Here is a 16,299-nt window from a genome sequence, read left to right as displayed (position 1 = left end):
TGTACAGCGGAAAGCGGGAATTACATACACTAAAATGCACTGAACTTTCGCTGCTGAAAATTATTATTATATAATACCTATATATATTGTATGTGTTTCGTTAATCTTATATATTTGCAGTCCATAAAATTTAAGGAATGATAAAGATTACTCTACCTGACGGTTCGGTCAAGGAGTTCGCAAACGGTTCGACTCCGATGGATGTTGCAAAAAGCATCAGTGAAGGATTAGCAAGAAATGTAATTTCGGCTGCTTTTAATGGTACAACAATAGAAACTTCGACGGAATTAACGACCGACGGATCACTTATACTATATACGTGGAATGACGCAGCAGGCAAAAAAGCTTTTTGGCATTCTACCTCACACGTTATGGCTCAGGTTTTGGAAGAGAAATTTAAAGGCATTAAATTGACTCTTGGACCAGCTATTGAGAATGGATTTTACTATGACGTTGATTTTGGAGACAACAAAATCACTGATGCCGACTTTAAATCTATTGAAGATAGAGTTTTAGAAATATCTAGAGAGAAACATGAATTTAAGATGCGATCTGTTTCTAAAACTGAAGCATTGGCAACTTATAAAGATAACGAATACAAAACCGAGTTGATTTCTAACTTGGAAGACGGTACAATAACATTTTGCGATCATGCCAACTTTTTTGATTTGTGTCGTGGTGGACATATTCCGAATACTGGAATTATTAAAGCGATGAAAATCATGAGTGTTGCTGGAGCCTATTGGCGTGGTGATGAAAAAAACAAACAGCTAACTCGTGTTTATGGAATTTCGTTTCCTAAACAAAAAGATTTGACGGACTACCTTGAACTACTTGAAGAAGCTAAACGTCGAGATCATAGAAAGCTTGGAAAGGAATTGGATTTATTTACTTTTTCTCAAAAAGTAGGTCAGGGTCTACCCTTGTGGCTACCAAAAGGAGCTGCTTTGAGAGATAGATTAGAGCAGTTCTTGAAAAAAGCTCAGAAAAAAGCAGGTTACGAACAAGTTGTTACTCCACATATTGGACAAAAAGAACTTTATGTAACCTCTGGGCATTATGCTAAATATGGAGCCGACAGCTTTCAACCCATAACAACTCCAGCTGAAGGCGAAGAGTTTTTATTAAAACCCATGAACTGTCCGCATCACTGTGAGATATACAATACAAAACCTTGGTCTTATAAAGATTTACCAAAGCGTTATGCTGAATTTGGAACAGTATACAGATACGAACAAAGTGGTGAATTGCACGGATTGACACGAGTTAGAGGATTCACACAAGATGACGCACACATATTCTGTACGCCAGACCAATTGGATAGTGAGTTTAAAAAAGTAATAGACCTTGTATTGTATGTATTTGGTTCATTAGGATTTGAAAACTTTACTGCTCAGGTTTCTGTTCGTGATTTAGACAATCCAGATAAATATATAGGAAGCGTTGAAAACTGGGAAAAAGCCGAAAAAGCAATCATTAGTGCAGCACATGACAAAGGATTGAATTATGTAATTGAAAGTGGTGAAGCAGCTTTTTATGGTCCTAAACTGGATTTCATGGTGAAAGATGCCCTTGGTAGAAGTTGGCAATTGGGAACGATTCAGGTAGATTACAACTTACCAGAACGTTTTGAATTGACTTATAAAGGTGCTGATGACAAACTACATAGACCCGTAATGATTCACCGCGCACCATTTGGTTCGATGGAGCGATTTATTGCTATTTTACTAGAACATACAGCTGGAAATTTCCCACTTTGGCTGATGCCGGAGCAAGCTATTATCTTGTCTCTGAGTGAGAAATATGAAAATTATGCAAAAAAAGTTTTAGAATTGCTAGAAAATCACGAAATTCGCGCCCTAATTGACAACCGCAACGAAACAATTGGCAAGAAAATTAGAGAGGCAGAAGTTCAAAAAATGCCATTCATGTTGATTGTAGGTGAAGAAGAAGAGAAAAACGGAACCATATCTGTTCGTCGTCATGGTCAAGAAGGAAAAGGTAATATCACAGTAACAATTGAGGAATTTGCTAAAATTGTAAACGAAGAAATTGCCAAAACATTAAAAACATTTGAAGTTTAACTAAAATAATAAAGCCATAGCAATTAGAAACAACAGAGGGTATCAACCTCGAGTAGAAAAAAAAGATGAACACAGAATAAACAATTTTATTCGTGTGCCTGAAGTACGTCTTGTTGGAGACAATGTAGAACCAGGAATTTTTAAAACTGCGGATGCTATGCGTCTTGCGGATCAATTAGAATTGGATTTGGTTGAAATATCACCAAATGCTGAACCACCTGTATGTAAAATTATAGACTATAAAAAGTTTGTTTACATGCAAAAAAAGCGTGAAAAAGAGCTTAAAGCAAAATCTACGCAAATTGTGGTAAAAGAGATTCGTTTTGGACCTCAAACTGATGAGCATGATTATGAATTTAAAAGAAAAAATGCTGAGAAATTCTTAAAAGAAGGATCTAAATTGAAAGCATTTGTATTTTTTAAAGGTCGATCGATCATCTACAAGGAGCAAGGACAAATTTTATTATTACGTTTAGCTCAAGACCTTGAAGAGCATGGAAAAGTAGAAGCTTTACCCGTACTTGAAGGCAAAAGAATGATTATGTATATCGCTCCTAAGAAAAAGAAGTAAGCAGTATTCAGTCTCAGTAGACAGCCTAAATATTGTGTCAATAAAGTAAGTAAGTTAAATTAAATAAATTTGGGAAATTATGCCTAAAATGAAAACAAAATCTAGTGCTAAGAAACGTTTTAAAGTTACTGGCTCTGGAAAAATTAAGAGAAAACACGCTTTCAAAAGCCACATCTTGACTAAAAAGTCTAAGAAGCGTAAATTAGCTTTAACCCATTCTGCTTTGGTTCACAAAACAGATGAGAAAAGCATCAAACAACAATTAAGAATTATATAATTAGCAACTAGTAATTAGCTCTTAGTAATTAGCTTTTGCTATTCACTAATCACTATTTACTAATAACTAAAAATTCTTTAGGTTAAAACAATTTTAATAACCTTGGAGTATGGCTACAAGTTCCCTTGATTAAATTCGGGACGCCTGCTACAAAAACACAAGAAAAATTATGCCAAGATCAGTAAATTCAGTTGCTAAAAGAGCAAGAAGAAAAAAGATAATGAAGCAAGCCAAAGGTTTCTTTGGTCGTCGTAAAAACGTTTGGACTGTAGCTAAAAACGCAGTTGAAAAAGCGATGGTTTACGCTTATCGCGATAGAAAACAAAACAAGAGAAACTTCCGTTCTTTATGGATTCAACGTATCAACGCTGGAGCACGTTTAGAAGGAATGTCTTACTCTCAATTCATGGGATTAGTTAAGAAAAACGGAATCGAATTGAACCGTAAAGTATTAGCAGATTTAGCAATGAATCACCCAGAAGCTTTCAAAGCTGTTGTGAAAAAAGTGAAATAAAAAAACGTTTGTACAACCCGTTTAACTTACTTACATATAGAAAATCCCAATCGAAAGGTTGGGATTTTTTGTTTTATATTCCTTTAAATCAAATAAACTATATAAAATAAATTTTGCATTTAATAATTTCATAATTTTACATTATAATAATTTCATCATATTTTGTAATATATTATTTTATACTCAATAATTTAATATATTATTTTAATTATTATTTGATTAAAACTTAAAATAATATAATTATGAAAAAATCACTACTGCTTTTATTTTTCACCTTTATTACAACACAAATATCATTTGGACAAACTGGCACAGGATGTTGGAGAATGGTCTCTGCAGGTGAAAATTTCTCTCTTGGAATAAAAATGGACGGAACACTTTGGGGATGGGGTCAAAACAGCAATAGACTGGGTTTAGGTCTAGGAAATTTAGCCGATCAAAATCTTCCCACACAAATTGGAACGGCAAACGACTGGGCAACAGTTTCTGCAGGAAATGTACATTCATTAGCAGTTAAAACCAATGGAACACTTTGGACTTGGGGTAATGGACAATTTGGACAATTAGGTAACGGTCTTTTCAATTCGGCTACTCCAAATGTTACCCAAATAGGAACTGCGACTGACTGGCTCTCCGTTTCGGCAGGAAACCGATTTAGTTTGGCCATAAAAACCACCGGAACTTTATGGTCTTGGGGATTAAACAATACCGGACAATTAGGAATCAACAACCTAGTTGATCAAAATTTACCCATACAAGTTGGAACTGCCAATAATTGGTTAAAAATAGATGCTGGAAACCAACATTCACTAGCTATTGACAACACCGGATTCATTTGGGCATGGGGAAACAATACCTTTGGTCAGTTGGGAGATGGAACCTATACTACCAGTTTAGTTCCAATAATAATTTCTTCATCAAGCAATTGGGTCGAGGTGTCAGCAGGTTTTGACCATAGTATGGCTTTAGATAGCAACGGAATCTTAAATACTTTTGGCAACAATACTAACGGACAATTGTGTGACGGTACCAATACCACATCAAATGTAATGATACCCATAAGTTTTAGCAATGCAGGATTAGTTATACAATATATTGCAATCTCAGCTGGAAACAATTTCTCTTTAGCCATCAAGAATGACAACACACTTTGGTCAGGAGGCTTTAACACAAGTGGTCAATTAGGATTAGGGAATAATACAGCAACAAACACATTGAATCAAGTAGGAACGAGTAATACTTGGTTTGCGATTTCGGCTGGAGATACACATTCTTTAGCTATGGAAAATTCAACCGCATTATGGTCAACTGGAAGAGGACTCGAAGGAGAACTCGGAATCGGAACCAATGTAGCCAACAACACACTTCAATCGGTTAGCTGTCCCACTTCTGCTTTAGCAAATCAAACTGTACTACTCGATAAAACTGGCTTTACAATGTATCCAAATCCAACGAAAAGCACTATTACATTAAACTATACTTTAGAAAATGCTTCTACAGTTAATGTAAGAATTACTACTATCCAAGGTCAAATAATTTATGAGTCTAACACAACTAAATCAAATGGATTTCAAACCGATATCATAGATTTAAGTGCTCAATCTAACGGAATGTATTTCTTAACAATAACTTCCGGCACTACTACTTTTAGCGCCAAGGTTATAAAACAATAATACCTTATATAAAAAAAACCGATGCCATTACGTATCGGTTTTTTTTTATTTCATATCAATTAAATACTTCTTCTTTTTCTCCATCAAAGCTAGCATAAACCATACTAGGATGTGAATCTTGATGAAAAACAACACCTTGTTTATCTATGCCTATTGCTCCTGCAAAACCATCATAAGGTTTCAATTCGGCAAAGGTTTTCTCAAATGCTTTTTCCAAAGAAAACCCATCCGTAACACGTGTTACAATTTTGGCCGCTACTGCACCACTTACAATATCTTCTCCTACTCCTGTTAAACTCACACCACAAAATTCGTTCACATAATTTCCAGCAACCGTAGCACTATCAGATATTCTTCCTGGAATCTCAAACCCTTTTCCTCCTGTTGACGTTGCTGCTGCTAAATTTCCGTTCGAATCCAAAGCCACACAACCCACAGTTCCAGTACCCGTTGCGGCTAATTTTGCTTCATATTCGGCTCGCCGTTGCGGAATTTCAGTCGAAAATTTTTCAAAACCATGTTGTCTTGCAAAGTTAGTTGCGCCACTTCCACCCAAAACTCTATCATCCACTTTCATCAATTCTAAAGCTACTTGAATCGGATTTTTTACTTCTTCAATATTAATAACGCCACTGAATTTTTGAGTCGTTCCATCCATCAAAGAAGCGCTCATTCTAATTTTGCCATCACTCTGAATCTGCGAACCAATTCCTGCATTGAATAACTCATCATCTTCTAATAACGAAACGGCATAAACAACGGTTTCAACAGCCGAATGTGTTTTCATAAACTCATAAGAATCTTTTACAATACGCAACAAAGCCTTTTGCTTGGCTACTTTTGTTTCATGATTGGTTGACGATTCTGAAAAAAAACCGCCATGAATGATTATTTTAGACATAACATAAAATTAAAAAAAACACAGATTATAGAAATTTCTAAAATTTATATAATTTCTATAATTTGTGTTTCAAAATTAACGTAAAAACTTTTTTAAACGTATTGTGAAGACTTAATGGTCATTTTAAACGTATCCAAATCAAAGGTATCGTGCTTGCTCATGACATGCGTCACCAAATGGTTAATAGAAATCGGTTGTCCTAATTCTACCTGGGTTAAATTGGTGTCTTTTACCTCTCGACCATCCACTAAAATTACAAGACCAGAACCAATAGCTTCCATTTGACGACCATTCAAAATCAACAAACCGGTATCTTCTCCAAGTCCAATTCCTAATACTTTCGGATTCCCAACAACCGCTTGAAACAATCGTCCAATTCGGCCACGTTGTACAAAATGGGTATCAATAATCACATCGTCAATCAGCCCAAGTCCCGAAGTAATTTTCACTTCACCTTTCAACAAAGCCTCACTACTACTTCCCTGATAAATCATGTTATTAGAAGCAGCAGCAGCACCGGCAGAGGTTCCTGCGTAAATAAAATCTTCGTTATGGTATTTATCCAATAAAATGGTGTGAAATGGCGTTCCTCCCAAAATAGAAGTCAAGCGCAACTGATCGCCACCAGTAAACATTACCACATCAGCCACTCTCAAACGATTCAGAATTGCTTCATCCATCGCTTCTTCACGACGTACAATGTCCAAAACATCAACATTATTAGCGCCTAAATAACTCAATGCTTTAACATATTCTGGACCAATTTCTTTTGGAATTTTAGAAGCCGTCGTGATGACTTCAATGCGTGATTGTTCTTTATGCTTTGATTCTTTGATGATTCGCTTCAAAATTCCTTCTTCAAAGAAATTCAAATTTTTTGTGGCATTTTTATCCAAATCTGTTTCAGAAAAACTGCCTTTATCAACAGCACCACCAATAATAATTAATTTTCCGTGTATTTTCATAAGGCAAAAATAACTATTTCATAATATTGACCAAACGATTTTTACTTTTTGAAGCGAAACTTATCGACTACTTGTTAACCATTTTCCTGCTTTCCGCACCGCATGGCGGGTTACTCCAATCAGGGCTAGGCAGCAATTGTATTGCACTTCTGTTCAGAATTTCATAACTAATAAATCTTAAATACTTTAATTATTTCTACCCAGCAAAAAAGACATTTGCTTGAAAATCAATACAACCCTAATAAATCAAATAAAAAACAAACTTTTTCTCATTAAAAATGTTTCAGAATAACAAATATTTTTTATTTTTAACAAATTCATTACAATCAACTCAAAACAAAATATCATAACACTATGAAGATCGATAAAATTCAAGCATTACGTGGACCAAATATTTGGAGTGTACATAGAAAGAAGTTAATCCAAATGCGTTTGGATTTGGAAGAAATGGAAGAACGTCCAACCAATAAAATTGAAGGGTTCCGCGAACGTATTGAAGCCATGTTTCCCACAATGATTGAACACCGATGCTCAGAAGGTTGTCGTGGCGGATTTTTTTCTAGAGTAGATCGTGGTACTTGGATGGGACATGTTATTGAACACATCGCTCTTGAAATTCAAACTTTAGCCGGAATGGAAACCGGATTTGGAAGAACTCGCGAAACCAAAACTCCTGGAATCTATAATGTTGTTTTTAGTTATACAGAAGAAAATGTAGGTATGTATGCCGCCGAAGCTGCCGTTCGAATTGCCGAAGCACTCATTGCAGGTACAGAATACGACGCTAATGCTGATATTCAAAAAATGCGAGAAATACGCGAACGAGTGCGCCTAGGCCCTTCTACAGGAAGTATTGTAGAAGAAGCTGTGGCGCGTGATATTCCTTGGATTCGTTTAGGAACCAATTCGTTAGTACAGTTGGGTTATGGTGTAAATCAAATGCGTTTTCAAGCCACCATTACTTGTAAAACGAGTAATATTGCTGTAGACATAGCCTGTAATAAAGAAGAAACCAAACGCATGTTAGATTTGGCTTCAATTCCTGTAGCCAATGGCGGAATTTGTGTTGATGAAGAAGATTTAGAAGCCGTAATCAAAAAAATTGGGTATCCTATTGTAATCAAACCACTAGACGGAAATCATGGTAAAGGAGCTTCTATTAATGTAAAAACATGGGAAGATGCGGTTTCGGGGTTGGCTTATGCAAAAAATTACAGCCGTCGCGTTATTGTAGAAAAATTCATCACTGGATACGATTTTAGAGTATTAATCATTGATAACAAATTGGTAGCTGCAGCCAAAAGAGAACCAGCTCACGTAAAAGGTGACGGCAAACATACCATTCAACAATTAATAGAAGAAACCAATAGAGATCCAAGAAGAGGTTATGGTCACGAAAATGTGCTCACCGAAATTGATGTAGACCGAGATACTCAAGACTTACTCGACAAATACGGTTACACACTTGAAACCGTTCCGAGAAAAGATGAAGTAGTTTATTTAAAATCTACTGCTAATTTAAGTACTGGTGGTACCTCTGTGGATGTAACCGATTTGATGCATCCTGAAAACATTTTTCTTTGCGAAAGGATTTCAAGAGTCATCGGACTTGATATTTGCGGAGTAGATATTATGGCCGAAAATCTTACCCAACCACTTAAGGAAACAGGAGGATGTATTCTAGAAGTAAATGCTGCTCCAGGATTCCGAATGCACTTAGCGCCTTCCGAAGGATTGCCAAGAAACGTTGCTGCGCCAGTAATTGACATGCTCTATCCTCCAGGAAAACCAAGCCGTATTCCAATTATTGCGGTTACAGGAACTAACGGAAAAACCACCACTACCCGATTGATTGCACATATTGTAAAAAATAATGGGTATCGCGTTGGATTTACCACTTCGGATGGGATTTATGTTCAAAACCACTTGATGGAAAAAGGCGATACAACTGGACCAGTATCTGCCGAGTATATTTTAAAAGATCCTACGGTAGAATTTGCCGTGTTAGAAACGGCTCGTGGTGGAATTCTGCGTGCCGGATTAGGATTTAGCCGATGCGATATCGGAATCATTACTAACATTCAAGAAGACCATTTAGGGTTATCCGACATTCATACTTTGGATGATTTAGCTCGTGTGAAAGCAACAGTAGTTCGAAGTATTAAAAAAGACGGTTGGGCCATTTTAAATGCAGAAGACGAACAATGTTTGAAAATAGCCAACGAATTGAGCTGTAATATAGCGTATTTCTCTTTAGATGAAAACCATCCAAAAGCACAACAATTTGCTAAAGAAGGTAAAATTGTAGCCGTATATGAAAACGGTTTTATCACAATAAAGAAAGGTGAATGGAAAATTCGTGTAGAACGCGCAACACATGTACCGTTGACTTTGGGCGGAAAAGCCAAATTCATGATTGCTAATGTGTTAGCAGCTACTTTAGCGGCTTATCTTCAAGGATTCAAAACAGAAGACATTAGTCTATCGTTACAAACCTTCATTCCGAGTGCGGCACAAACTCCAGGTAGAATGAATATTTTTGAGTTTAAAAAATTCAAAGTATTGATTGACTTTGCACACAATCCAGCAGGTTATAAAGGTGTTGAAGAATATTTAAGTAGTGTTGAGGCTACGAAAAAAATCGGAATTATCGCAGGTGTTGGCGATCGTCGTGATGAAGACATTAAAGAATGTGCTACTATTGCCGCTCGAATGTTTGATCACATCATCATCCGTCAAGAAAAATACTTACGTGGCAGAACCGAAGAAGAAATTATTGGTCTCATCATGGAAGGAATCGCTGCTTCTGGAAAAACAGTAACCCATGAAATTATTTCTAAAGAAGTCGAAGCTATTAAACATGCTATTGATACTGCAGAAGACGGCACCTTCATAACTGCTCTTAGCGATGTTGTGACCAACGCCATCAATATTGTTCAAGAATATTTAGACAAAGAAAACGAAGTTGTTTAGACATTAGATTTCAATAATATAAATCCCAAATTCCATTAGGTTTTGGGATTTTTTATGCTCTAATTTTTAAAAATATTTCTTAATCCTAAAATACAAATGATTAATATCAGTTAGGATGTAATTTATTTTCAGTAAATTGCAGTATATTTTAGCAACCACTAAAACTACTTCACCATGACAATAGATAAATTAATCCATGTTCATTTTCTTTCCTTATATGTTCTTGCTGTAGGTATATTTATCATTTTTATGTACCGAAAATTGAAGTACAAAATAGGAGCCAAAGAACTCTCCAACGAGAAATATCAATCTACTTTAACTCAGAACATGATTGATACGACTGAAAAAGAAGGAAAAACAATGTTCAACATTTGGCCTTTTGTAAATGAATTAAAAAAAATAAAACTTTTACCAAAAAAAATTGATGAAGCTCAATTAGTCTATAAAGTTTTTAGAGACTCCAACGACGAATTTGAGCACATCCTACTCAATACCGAACAAGAAAATCACTACATAGTTATTGTAGTTGATTTAAATAAAAAGAAAGCTAAAGGTTATTACAATCTTAACTTACAGAGCGAATATAGTTTAGCCTAAAATAGTTTAAGCCCATTTATCTCACAAATTCAACCTCATATAATTCTAATTATTTGAGGTTTTCTTTTTTAAATCTAAAAAATTTAATTTTAGATTAGAAATCTCCAATAAAATATAAGAACTTTGCACACTTTTTTAACGCATATACAATGCGTTACGAATAAGCAATTTCAAGGTATGAAGAAGAAAATAGAAATATTAGCACCTGCTAAAGATTTGATCCACGGAATGGCTGCTATCAACAGTGGTGCCGATGCTGTTTATATAGGAGCACCACAGTTTGGTGCACGTTCCAATGCACACAATTCGATTGAAGATGTTGCTGAATTGGTAAAATATGCCCATTTATTTAATGCACAAGTTTTTGTAGTAATCAATACCATTTTATACGATAACGAATTGGAAACGTGTCGTCAATTAATTTGGGAATTATACCATATAGGTGTTGATGCGCTCATCGTACAAGATATGGCCATCATGGAAATGGAGTTGCCACCAATTGTGCTGCACGCCAGTACACAAGCCAACAATCGTGATGCCCACAAAATCAAATTCTTGAAAGAGGCCGGAATGAAACGTGTGGTTTTAGCGCGTGAGTTGAATTTGCATCAAATTAAAGAAATTAGTGAAGCCTCAGACGTTGAATTGGAATTCTTTGTTACTGGTGCGCTATGTGTTTCTTTCAGTGGAAATTGTTATATGAGTGTAGCCAATGGCGAACGCTCTGCCAACCGCGGTTCTTGTGCACAAAACTGTCGTTTACCCTACAACTTAATTGATGGTCATGGCGATACACTAATCAAAAACAGTCACTTACTTTCGATTAAAGATTTTGATGTTTCCGATCAAATTCCGAATTTAATTGAAGCTGGAATTTGTTCGTTTAAAATTGAAGGCCGCCTGAAAGACATTGTCTATGTAAAAAACAACGTGTCGTTTTTACGTCAAAAATTGGATGCTTTTTTAGAACAAAACTCCGATAAATATACCAAAGCATCGTCAGGAAAATGTACGTATACCTTTGATTCTGCTTTAAATAGAACGTTCAATCGTGGCTATACTGATTATTTTGTAAACGAAAGACATCAATCGATTGGTTCTTGGGAAAGTCCGAAATCAAAAGGACAATATATTGGAAAACTGATTCAAACTAAAGGAAATGCTTATGAAATTGAAAACGGTCATTTGCTGAATAATGGTGACGGACTGTGTTTCATTAACGATAATAACGAAGCGGATGGTATTTATGTAAACCGTGCCGAAAATGGTTTGGTTTACCCAAATGTTTTGAAAGAAATTAAAGATGGTACGTTTATCTACCGTAACAACGACGCCGCTTTCATCAAAATTGTGGAACGTGAAGACAGTGCTGTTCGAAAAATTAGTACTTCACTATTGTTGTTTGAAAACGAGAATGGTTTTGAGTTAACTGCTACCGATGAAGATGGAAACGTGAGCAAAGTTACTTTAGAACATCCGAAAGAAACGACCAAAAACAACGAATCTATCGAAGAAAACATCAAAACACAATTGGCTAAAACAGGTTTTACTCCGTATACTGCCGATGAAATTGATATTGTTTTTTCTAAAAATTGGTTCCTTCCTATTTCCAAAATAAACGAAATGCGAAGAACGGTTTACGAACAATTAAGCGAAATCCGTTTGGCCAATTACCATCGCGAAGAACACCAAATCGTAAAAACATCGCATCCTTATCCTGAAGAAAAATTGGATTTTATGTATAATGTTTCCAACAAATTGGCTCGTAAATTCTACGAACGCCATGGTGTTACCGAAATTGAAAAAGCTTTTGAATTACAATGGGACCCTGGAAAATCTCGTGTGATGACGACCAAATATTGCATCAAATATGAGTTGGAAAAATGTCCGAAATACCATCGCGATACTATGGAAACCAAATTAAAAGAACCCTTAGTATTGAAACAAGGCGAATTGGAGTACAAACTCAAATTCAATTGCAAACCATGTGAAATGGAAATTTGGGAAAAAGACGCCGAATTTGAAATTGAAGAAGATTAATTTTCTAAAATAGAAAACTGTAACAAAGGATAATGCTTTAAGTCTAACTTAGCATTGTCCTTTTTTTATATCTTTATCCCAACAAACAAATTACATTATGACTAAAAAAATTATACTCTTTTTCAGTTTATTTCTTGCCTTGAGCAGTCAGGCACAATTGAAAAAAATAACGCTAGAAGATGGCGTTTTACAGCAAAACAGAAAGTTTGGCGCTGATAAGCTAACCGGTTTTCAATGGATTCCAAACACCAACAACTATGTATATTATACCGATGGCTGGAGCAAAATGATGTCGGCTTCCACTACCGATAAAACAGCAAAAGAATTGGTTACCTTAACAGAAATCAATACCGCATTAGGTACTAAATTGAAAACTTTTTTTGGATTGGAATGGTTTGATGCTAATTCGTTTATGTTATCTGAAAACGAAAAGTATTACGTGTACAATCTGTTGTTAAAATCGGGAATGATGATTCAAGAATCTTCGGATAAAGCCGAAAACCAAACTTTTGATTCCAAAAAAGAAAACCTTGCTTTTACTGAAGGTAATAATTTATTTTTCCTAAACAAAAACAAAGAGAAAGTAACCGTTACCAATGAAAAAAATGAAGGTATCGTTTCGGGACAATCGATTTCTAGGAACGAATTCGGAATTAATAACGGAATTTTCTGGTCACCAAAATCATCCTATTTGGCTTTTTATCAAAAAGACCAAAGCGAAGTTGCCGATTATCCTTTGTTAGACATTACTGAAACTCCAGGAAAATTGGTGAACATAAAATACCCTATGATTGGACAAAAATCGGAAAAACCTAGAGTTGGAATTTACAATTTGACTACCGGAAAAACAGTTTTCATTGCTCCAAAAGGAAATGCAGACGATTATTTAACCAATCTTTCTTGGACGCCAGACGAAAAATACATATTGATTGCCGAATTGAATCGCGGCCAAAACGACATGAATTTGAACGTGTATGACGCACAAACTGGGGCTTATGTAAGAACCATTTTAAATGAAAAAAACTCTAATTGGGTAGAACCAGAACACGAGGCTTTCTTTCCGAATGCATCTTCAAACAATTTTGTATGGTTCAGTGAAAAAGACGGTTTCCAAAACCTGTACTACTACTCAATTGACGGAAAATTAATCAAACAATTAACTGCTAATGCCTTCCCTGCTCGTGAAATCATTGGAACCAATCCAAAAGGAACGGAGATTTATTTCAAAGCCACTGGTGAAAACGGCATGAACATGTTGGTGTACAAAGTAGATTTAAAGGGAAAACAAACTTTAATCACTAAAGATTTGGGAGTTCATAACGTAGTGGTTTCCTCAGATGGTAATTGGTTTTTTGATGAATATTCAAATCATAATACGCCTTCAAAATCGTTATTGTACGACAAAAAACTAAAAGCAATTACGTTATTAGAAAGCAAAAACAAATATGAAGGTTATGAAATGGGTTCTGCCGAGATCAAAACCATCAAAGCGGCCGATGGCACAACCGATTTGTACACGCGTTTGATTAAACCTAGCAATTTTGATCCGAACAAAAAATACCCAGTTTTGGTGTATGTATATGGCGGTCCACACGCACAATTGGTGACCAATTCGTTTTTAGACGGTGCTAATTTGTGGATGTATTGGATGGCAGAACAAGGGTATTTGGTATTTACAGTAGACAATCGTGGTTCCGACAATCGCGGCTTTGCTTTTGAAAGTGTGATTCACGGTCGTTTAGGAGTAAACGAAATGGAAGACCAAATAAAAGGTGTAGAGTATTTGAAAGCGTTGCCTTATGTAGATGCCAATCGTTTGGCAGTTCACGGATGGAGTTTTGGTGGTTTCATGACGACTTCCTTGATGTTGCGCAAACCAGATGTGTTTAAAGTGGGTGTCGCTGGCGGACCAGTAACCGATTGGAAGTGGTACGAAGTGATGTATGGCGAACGCTATATGGATACTCCTGCCGAAAACCAAAAAGGATTTGACGAAGCCAGCACACTGAATTACGTGAACAACCTAAAAGGAAAATTGCTTTTAATTCACGGAACCAGCGATGATACGGTAGTGATGCAACACAATTTGGCGTTGGTGAAAAAATTTATCGAAGCGCAAAAACAAGTTGATTTCTTTCCTTATCCCATGGCAAAACACAATGTTCAAGGAAAAGACCGAGTGCATTTGATGACTAAAGTGTTGAATTACATCATCGAAAATAATAAGTAATTAGATAAGAAGCTGATCCTGCTATTCGCTATATCTTTGCTTTTTTAAAGAAAAAAAGCAAAGGATGCCGCTACTATCAGGGCTAAAAAAACCCAAATTCTAAGATAATTTCTCAGAATTTGGGTTTTTATTTTTATACAGAACTATTAGGTTTTTTGCTTCTTCTTTCGTGCTGCTGGGAACAATACATTGTTTAAAATCAATCGGAAACCCGGCGAATTAGGATGTAAATCCAATACCGTTGGGGCATCACCCACATGGTGTTGATAATCTTCAGGATCATGACCACCATAAAAAGTGAAAAATCCTTTGCCTTTCTGACCGTGAATGTAACGTGCTTCGCCATTAATTTCATTCTCACCAAGAATTAATACATTAGATTTAATCATATCACGATCAAACGAAGTGGTTTGTCCCATAAATCCTTTCACTAATGAAGTGTGGTTTTGACACAACATACTCGGGATGACATCCCATTTTGCCGAAAAATCCATCAAGGTAAAGTAATCTTTATCCATCAAAATTTTACGTTTTTCGGTCATATCAATATCTGAAAATTCATAATGATCCGGTTTTCTGTCTAAAATATAATTTTTAAAAGCGAATGTTTTGGTGTAATCTATTTTGGATTGATAATTAGGATCACTGTCATCGCCATCAAACATCGGTTCACAAATATCAACACCTTCTGCTGAAAGAGCAATATCAAAACTATCGGTAGCCGAACACATGGCAAACATAAATCCGCCACCAATCACGAAATCTCTAATTTTCTTGGCAACTGCTAATTTTTCTTGAGAAACTTTAGAAAAACCCAATTTTGCTGCTTGATCTTCAGCCATCTTTTTTTCATCAATATACCATGGTGCATTTCGAAAAGCACCATAAAATTTTCCATATTGACCTGTAAAATCTTCGTGATGCAAGTGCAACCAATCATACAAAAGCAATTGGTCGTTCAACACTTCTTCGTCGTAAATGGGTGTAAACGGAATTTCGGCATAGGTCAAAACCATAGTTACTGCATCATCCCAAGGCTGTTTTCCTTTGGGTGTATAGACGGCAATTTTGGGTGCTTTTTCTAAAATAACCGTTTCCATGTTTTGTGATGGAGATGATATTTCTGCCAAAATAGCTTCTTCTTCTGAATCGGATAAAATTTCAAAACTTACGCCACGTATTTGACATTCTTTACGTATTTCGGCTGCATCAGGCAATAAAAAAGAACCGCCGCGGTAGTTTAACAACCAACTGGCTTTGTACTTTTTATCCAATGCCCAATAGGTTACTCCGTAAGCTTTCAAGTGATTTTTTTGCGTCGTTTCATCCATCGGCAACAATATAAAACTAGCGTGAACCTGAGTTACACAGAGCAACAGAAATAATAAATAAATCGATTTTATGCTTTTCATTGATGCAAATAATATTGAATTCGAAGATACTATATTTAATAGTTATGGTAAAGATAATTTTT

At 35.8% G+C, this 16,299-nt stretch carries 12 protein-coding genes; 9 read left to right on the top strand and 3 right to left on the bottom strand.

The window, feature by feature from the left end; genetic code table 11:
- The first annotated feature begins 137 nt into the window (after nucleotides 1–137).
- From thrS to ACODSI_RS06375, 5 genes are all read left to right on the top strand, one after another.
- Complete coding sequence (gene thrS / locus ACODSI_RS06395; protein ID WP_488916003.1) at nucleotides 138–2,084, top strand: threonine--tRNA ligase; 1,947 nt, start codon at nucleotides 138–140, stop codon at nucleotides 2,082–2,084.
- Nucleotides 2,085–2,106: 22 nt separating this feature from the next.
- The gene (gene infC / locus ACODSI_RS06390) at nucleotides 2,107–2,655 is read left to right on the top strand and encodes a translation initiation factor IF-3 (RefSeq protein WP_488916008.1); all 549 of its coding nucleotides are present in this window, start codon (nucleotides 2,107–2,109) and stop codon (nucleotides 2,653–2,655) included.
- A gap of 79 nt (nucleotides 2,656–2,734) precedes the next feature.
- Nucleotides 2,735–2,932, top strand: coding sequence for a 50S ribosomal protein L35 (rpmI, locus tag ACODSI_RS06385; RefSeq protein WP_011921545.1), 198 nt, complete (start codon nucleotides 2,735–2,737; stop codon nucleotides 2,930–2,932).
- Nucleotides 2,933–3,101: 169 nt separating this feature from the next.
- Nucleotides 3,102–3,446 carry a 50S ribosomal protein L20 gene (gene rplT / locus ACODSI_RS06380; RefSeq protein WP_298120274.1) on the top strand — a complete coding sequence of 115 codons (345 nt, stop codon included), beginning with the start codon at nucleotides 3,102–3,104 and terminating at the stop codon, nucleotides 3,444–3,446.
- Nucleotides 3,447–3,688: 242 nt separating this feature from the next.
- Nucleotides 3,689–5,119, top strand: coding sequence for a T9SS type A sorting domain-containing protein (locus ACODSI_RS06375; protein ID WP_488916002.1), 1,431 nt, complete (start codon nucleotides 3,689–3,691; stop codon nucleotides 5,117–5,119).
- A 55-nt stretch (nucleotides 5,120–5,174) separates the two neighbouring features.
- Here ACODSI_RS06375 and ACODSI_RS06370 read toward each other — a convergent pair whose 3' ends face one another.
- Nucleotides 5,175–6,020 carry an isoaspartyl peptidase/L-asparaginase gene (locus ACODSI_RS06370; RefSeq protein WP_488916001.1) on the bottom strand — a complete coding sequence of 282 codons (846 nt, stop codon included), beginning with the start codon at nucleotides 6,018–6,020 and terminating at the stop codon, nucleotides 5,175–5,177.
- Between the two features lie 92 nt (nucleotides 6,021–6,112).
- Nucleotides 6,113–6,985, bottom strand: coding sequence for a cyanophycinase (locus tag ACODSI_RS06365; protein WP_488916000.1), 873 nt, complete (start codon nucleotides 6,983–6,985; stop codon nucleotides 6,113–6,115).
- A gap of 354 nt (nucleotides 6,986–7,339) precedes the next feature.
- Here ACODSI_RS06365 and cphA point away from each other — a divergent pair, with 354 nt between their 5' ends.
- The 4 genes from cphA (at nucleotide 7,340) to ACODSI_RS06345 (ending at nucleotide 14,825) form a co-directional block, all read left to right on the top strand.
- The gene (gene cphA / locus ACODSI_RS06360) at nucleotides 7,340–9,958 is read left to right on the top strand and encodes a cyanophycin synthetase (RefSeq protein ID WP_488915999.1); all 2,619 of its coding nucleotides are present in this window, start codon (nucleotides 7,340–7,342) and stop codon (nucleotides 9,956–9,958) included.
- A gap of 174 nt (nucleotides 9,959–10,132) precedes the next feature.
- On the top strand, nucleotides 10,133–10,555 hold the full coding sequence (locus ACODSI_RS06355) for a hypothetical protein (RefSeq protein WP_488915998.1): 423 nt from the start codon (nucleotides 10,133–10,135) through the stop codon (nucleotides 10,553–10,555).
- Between the two features lie 177 nt (nucleotides 10,556–10,732).
- On the top strand, nucleotides 10,733–12,595 hold the full coding sequence (locus tag ACODSI_RS06350; protein ID WP_488915997.1) for a peptidase U32 family protein: 1,863 nt from the start codon (nucleotides 10,733–10,735) through the stop codon (nucleotides 12,593–12,595).
- Between the two features lie 97 nt (nucleotides 12,596–12,692).
- A complete protein-coding gene (locus tag ACODSI_RS06345) occupies nucleotides 12,693–14,825 on the top strand; it encodes a S9 family peptidase (RefSeq protein ID WP_488915996.1) in 2,133 nt (710 codons plus the stop codon).
- Nucleotides 14,826–14,971: 146 nt separating this feature from the next.
- Here ACODSI_RS06345 and ACODSI_RS06340 read toward each other — a convergent pair whose 3' ends face one another.
- Nucleotides 14,972–16,237: an asparagine synthetase B gene (locus ACODSI_RS06340; protein WP_488915995.1), complete on the bottom strand. Its 1,266-nt coding sequence runs from the start codon at nucleotides 16,235–16,237 to the stop codon at nucleotides 14,972–14,974.
- Nucleotides 16,238–16,299 lie beyond the last annotated feature (62 nt).

Source organism: Flavobacterium sp. FG139, assembly GCF_057809695.1.
Note: the sequence above shows the minus strand (reverse complement) of the source record. Positions and strands in the feature narration are given on the sequence as shown.

What these genes read in the sequence shown, in the direction of transcription:
- cphA (WP_488915999.1), top strand. Translation starts at nt 7,340, where the DNA reads ATGAAGATCGATAAAATTCAAGCATTACGTGGACCAAATATTTGGAGT.
- ACODSI_RS06345 (WP_488915996.1), top strand. Translation starts at nt 12,693, where the DNA reads ATGACTAAAAAAATTATACTCTTTTTCAGTTTATTTCTTGCCTTGAGC.
- ACODSI_RS06375 (WP_488916002.1), top strand. Translation starts at nt 3,689, where the DNA reads ATGAAAAAATCACTACTGCTTTTATTTTTCACCTTTATTACAACACAA.
- thrS (WP_488916003.1), top strand. Translation starts at nt 138, where the DNA reads ATGATAAAGATTACTCTACCTGACGGTTCGGTCAAGGAGTTCGCAAAC.
- rpmI (WP_011921545.1), top strand. Translation starts at nt 2,735, where the DNA reads ATGCCTAAAATGAAAACAAAATCTAGTGCTAAGAAACGTTTTAAAGTT.
- ACODSI_RS06340 (WP_488915995.1), bottom strand. Translation starts at nt 16,237, where the DNA reads ATGAAAAGCATAAAATCGATTTATTTATTATTTCTGTTGCTCTGTGTA.
- ACODSI_RS06365 (WP_488916000.1), bottom strand. Translation starts at nt 6,985, where the DNA reads ATGAAAATACACGGAAAATTAATTATTATTGGTGGTGCTGTTGATAAA.
- rplT (WP_298120274.1), top strand. Translation starts at nt 3,102, where the DNA reads ATGCCAAGATCAGTAAATTCAGTTGCTAAAAGAGCAAGAAGAAAAAAG.
- ACODSI_RS06370 (WP_488916001.1), bottom strand. Translation starts at nt 6,020, where the DNA reads ATGTCTAAAATAATCATTCATGGCGGTTTTTTTTCAGAATCGTCAACC.
- ACODSI_RS06350 (WP_488915997.1), top strand. Translation starts at nt 10,733, where the DNA reads ATGAAGAAGAAAATAGAAATATTAGCACCTGCTAAAGATTTGATCCAC.
- ACODSI_RS06355 (WP_488915998.1), top strand. Translation starts at nt 10,133, where the DNA reads ATGACAATAGATAAATTAATCCATGTTCATTTTCTTTCCTTATATGTT.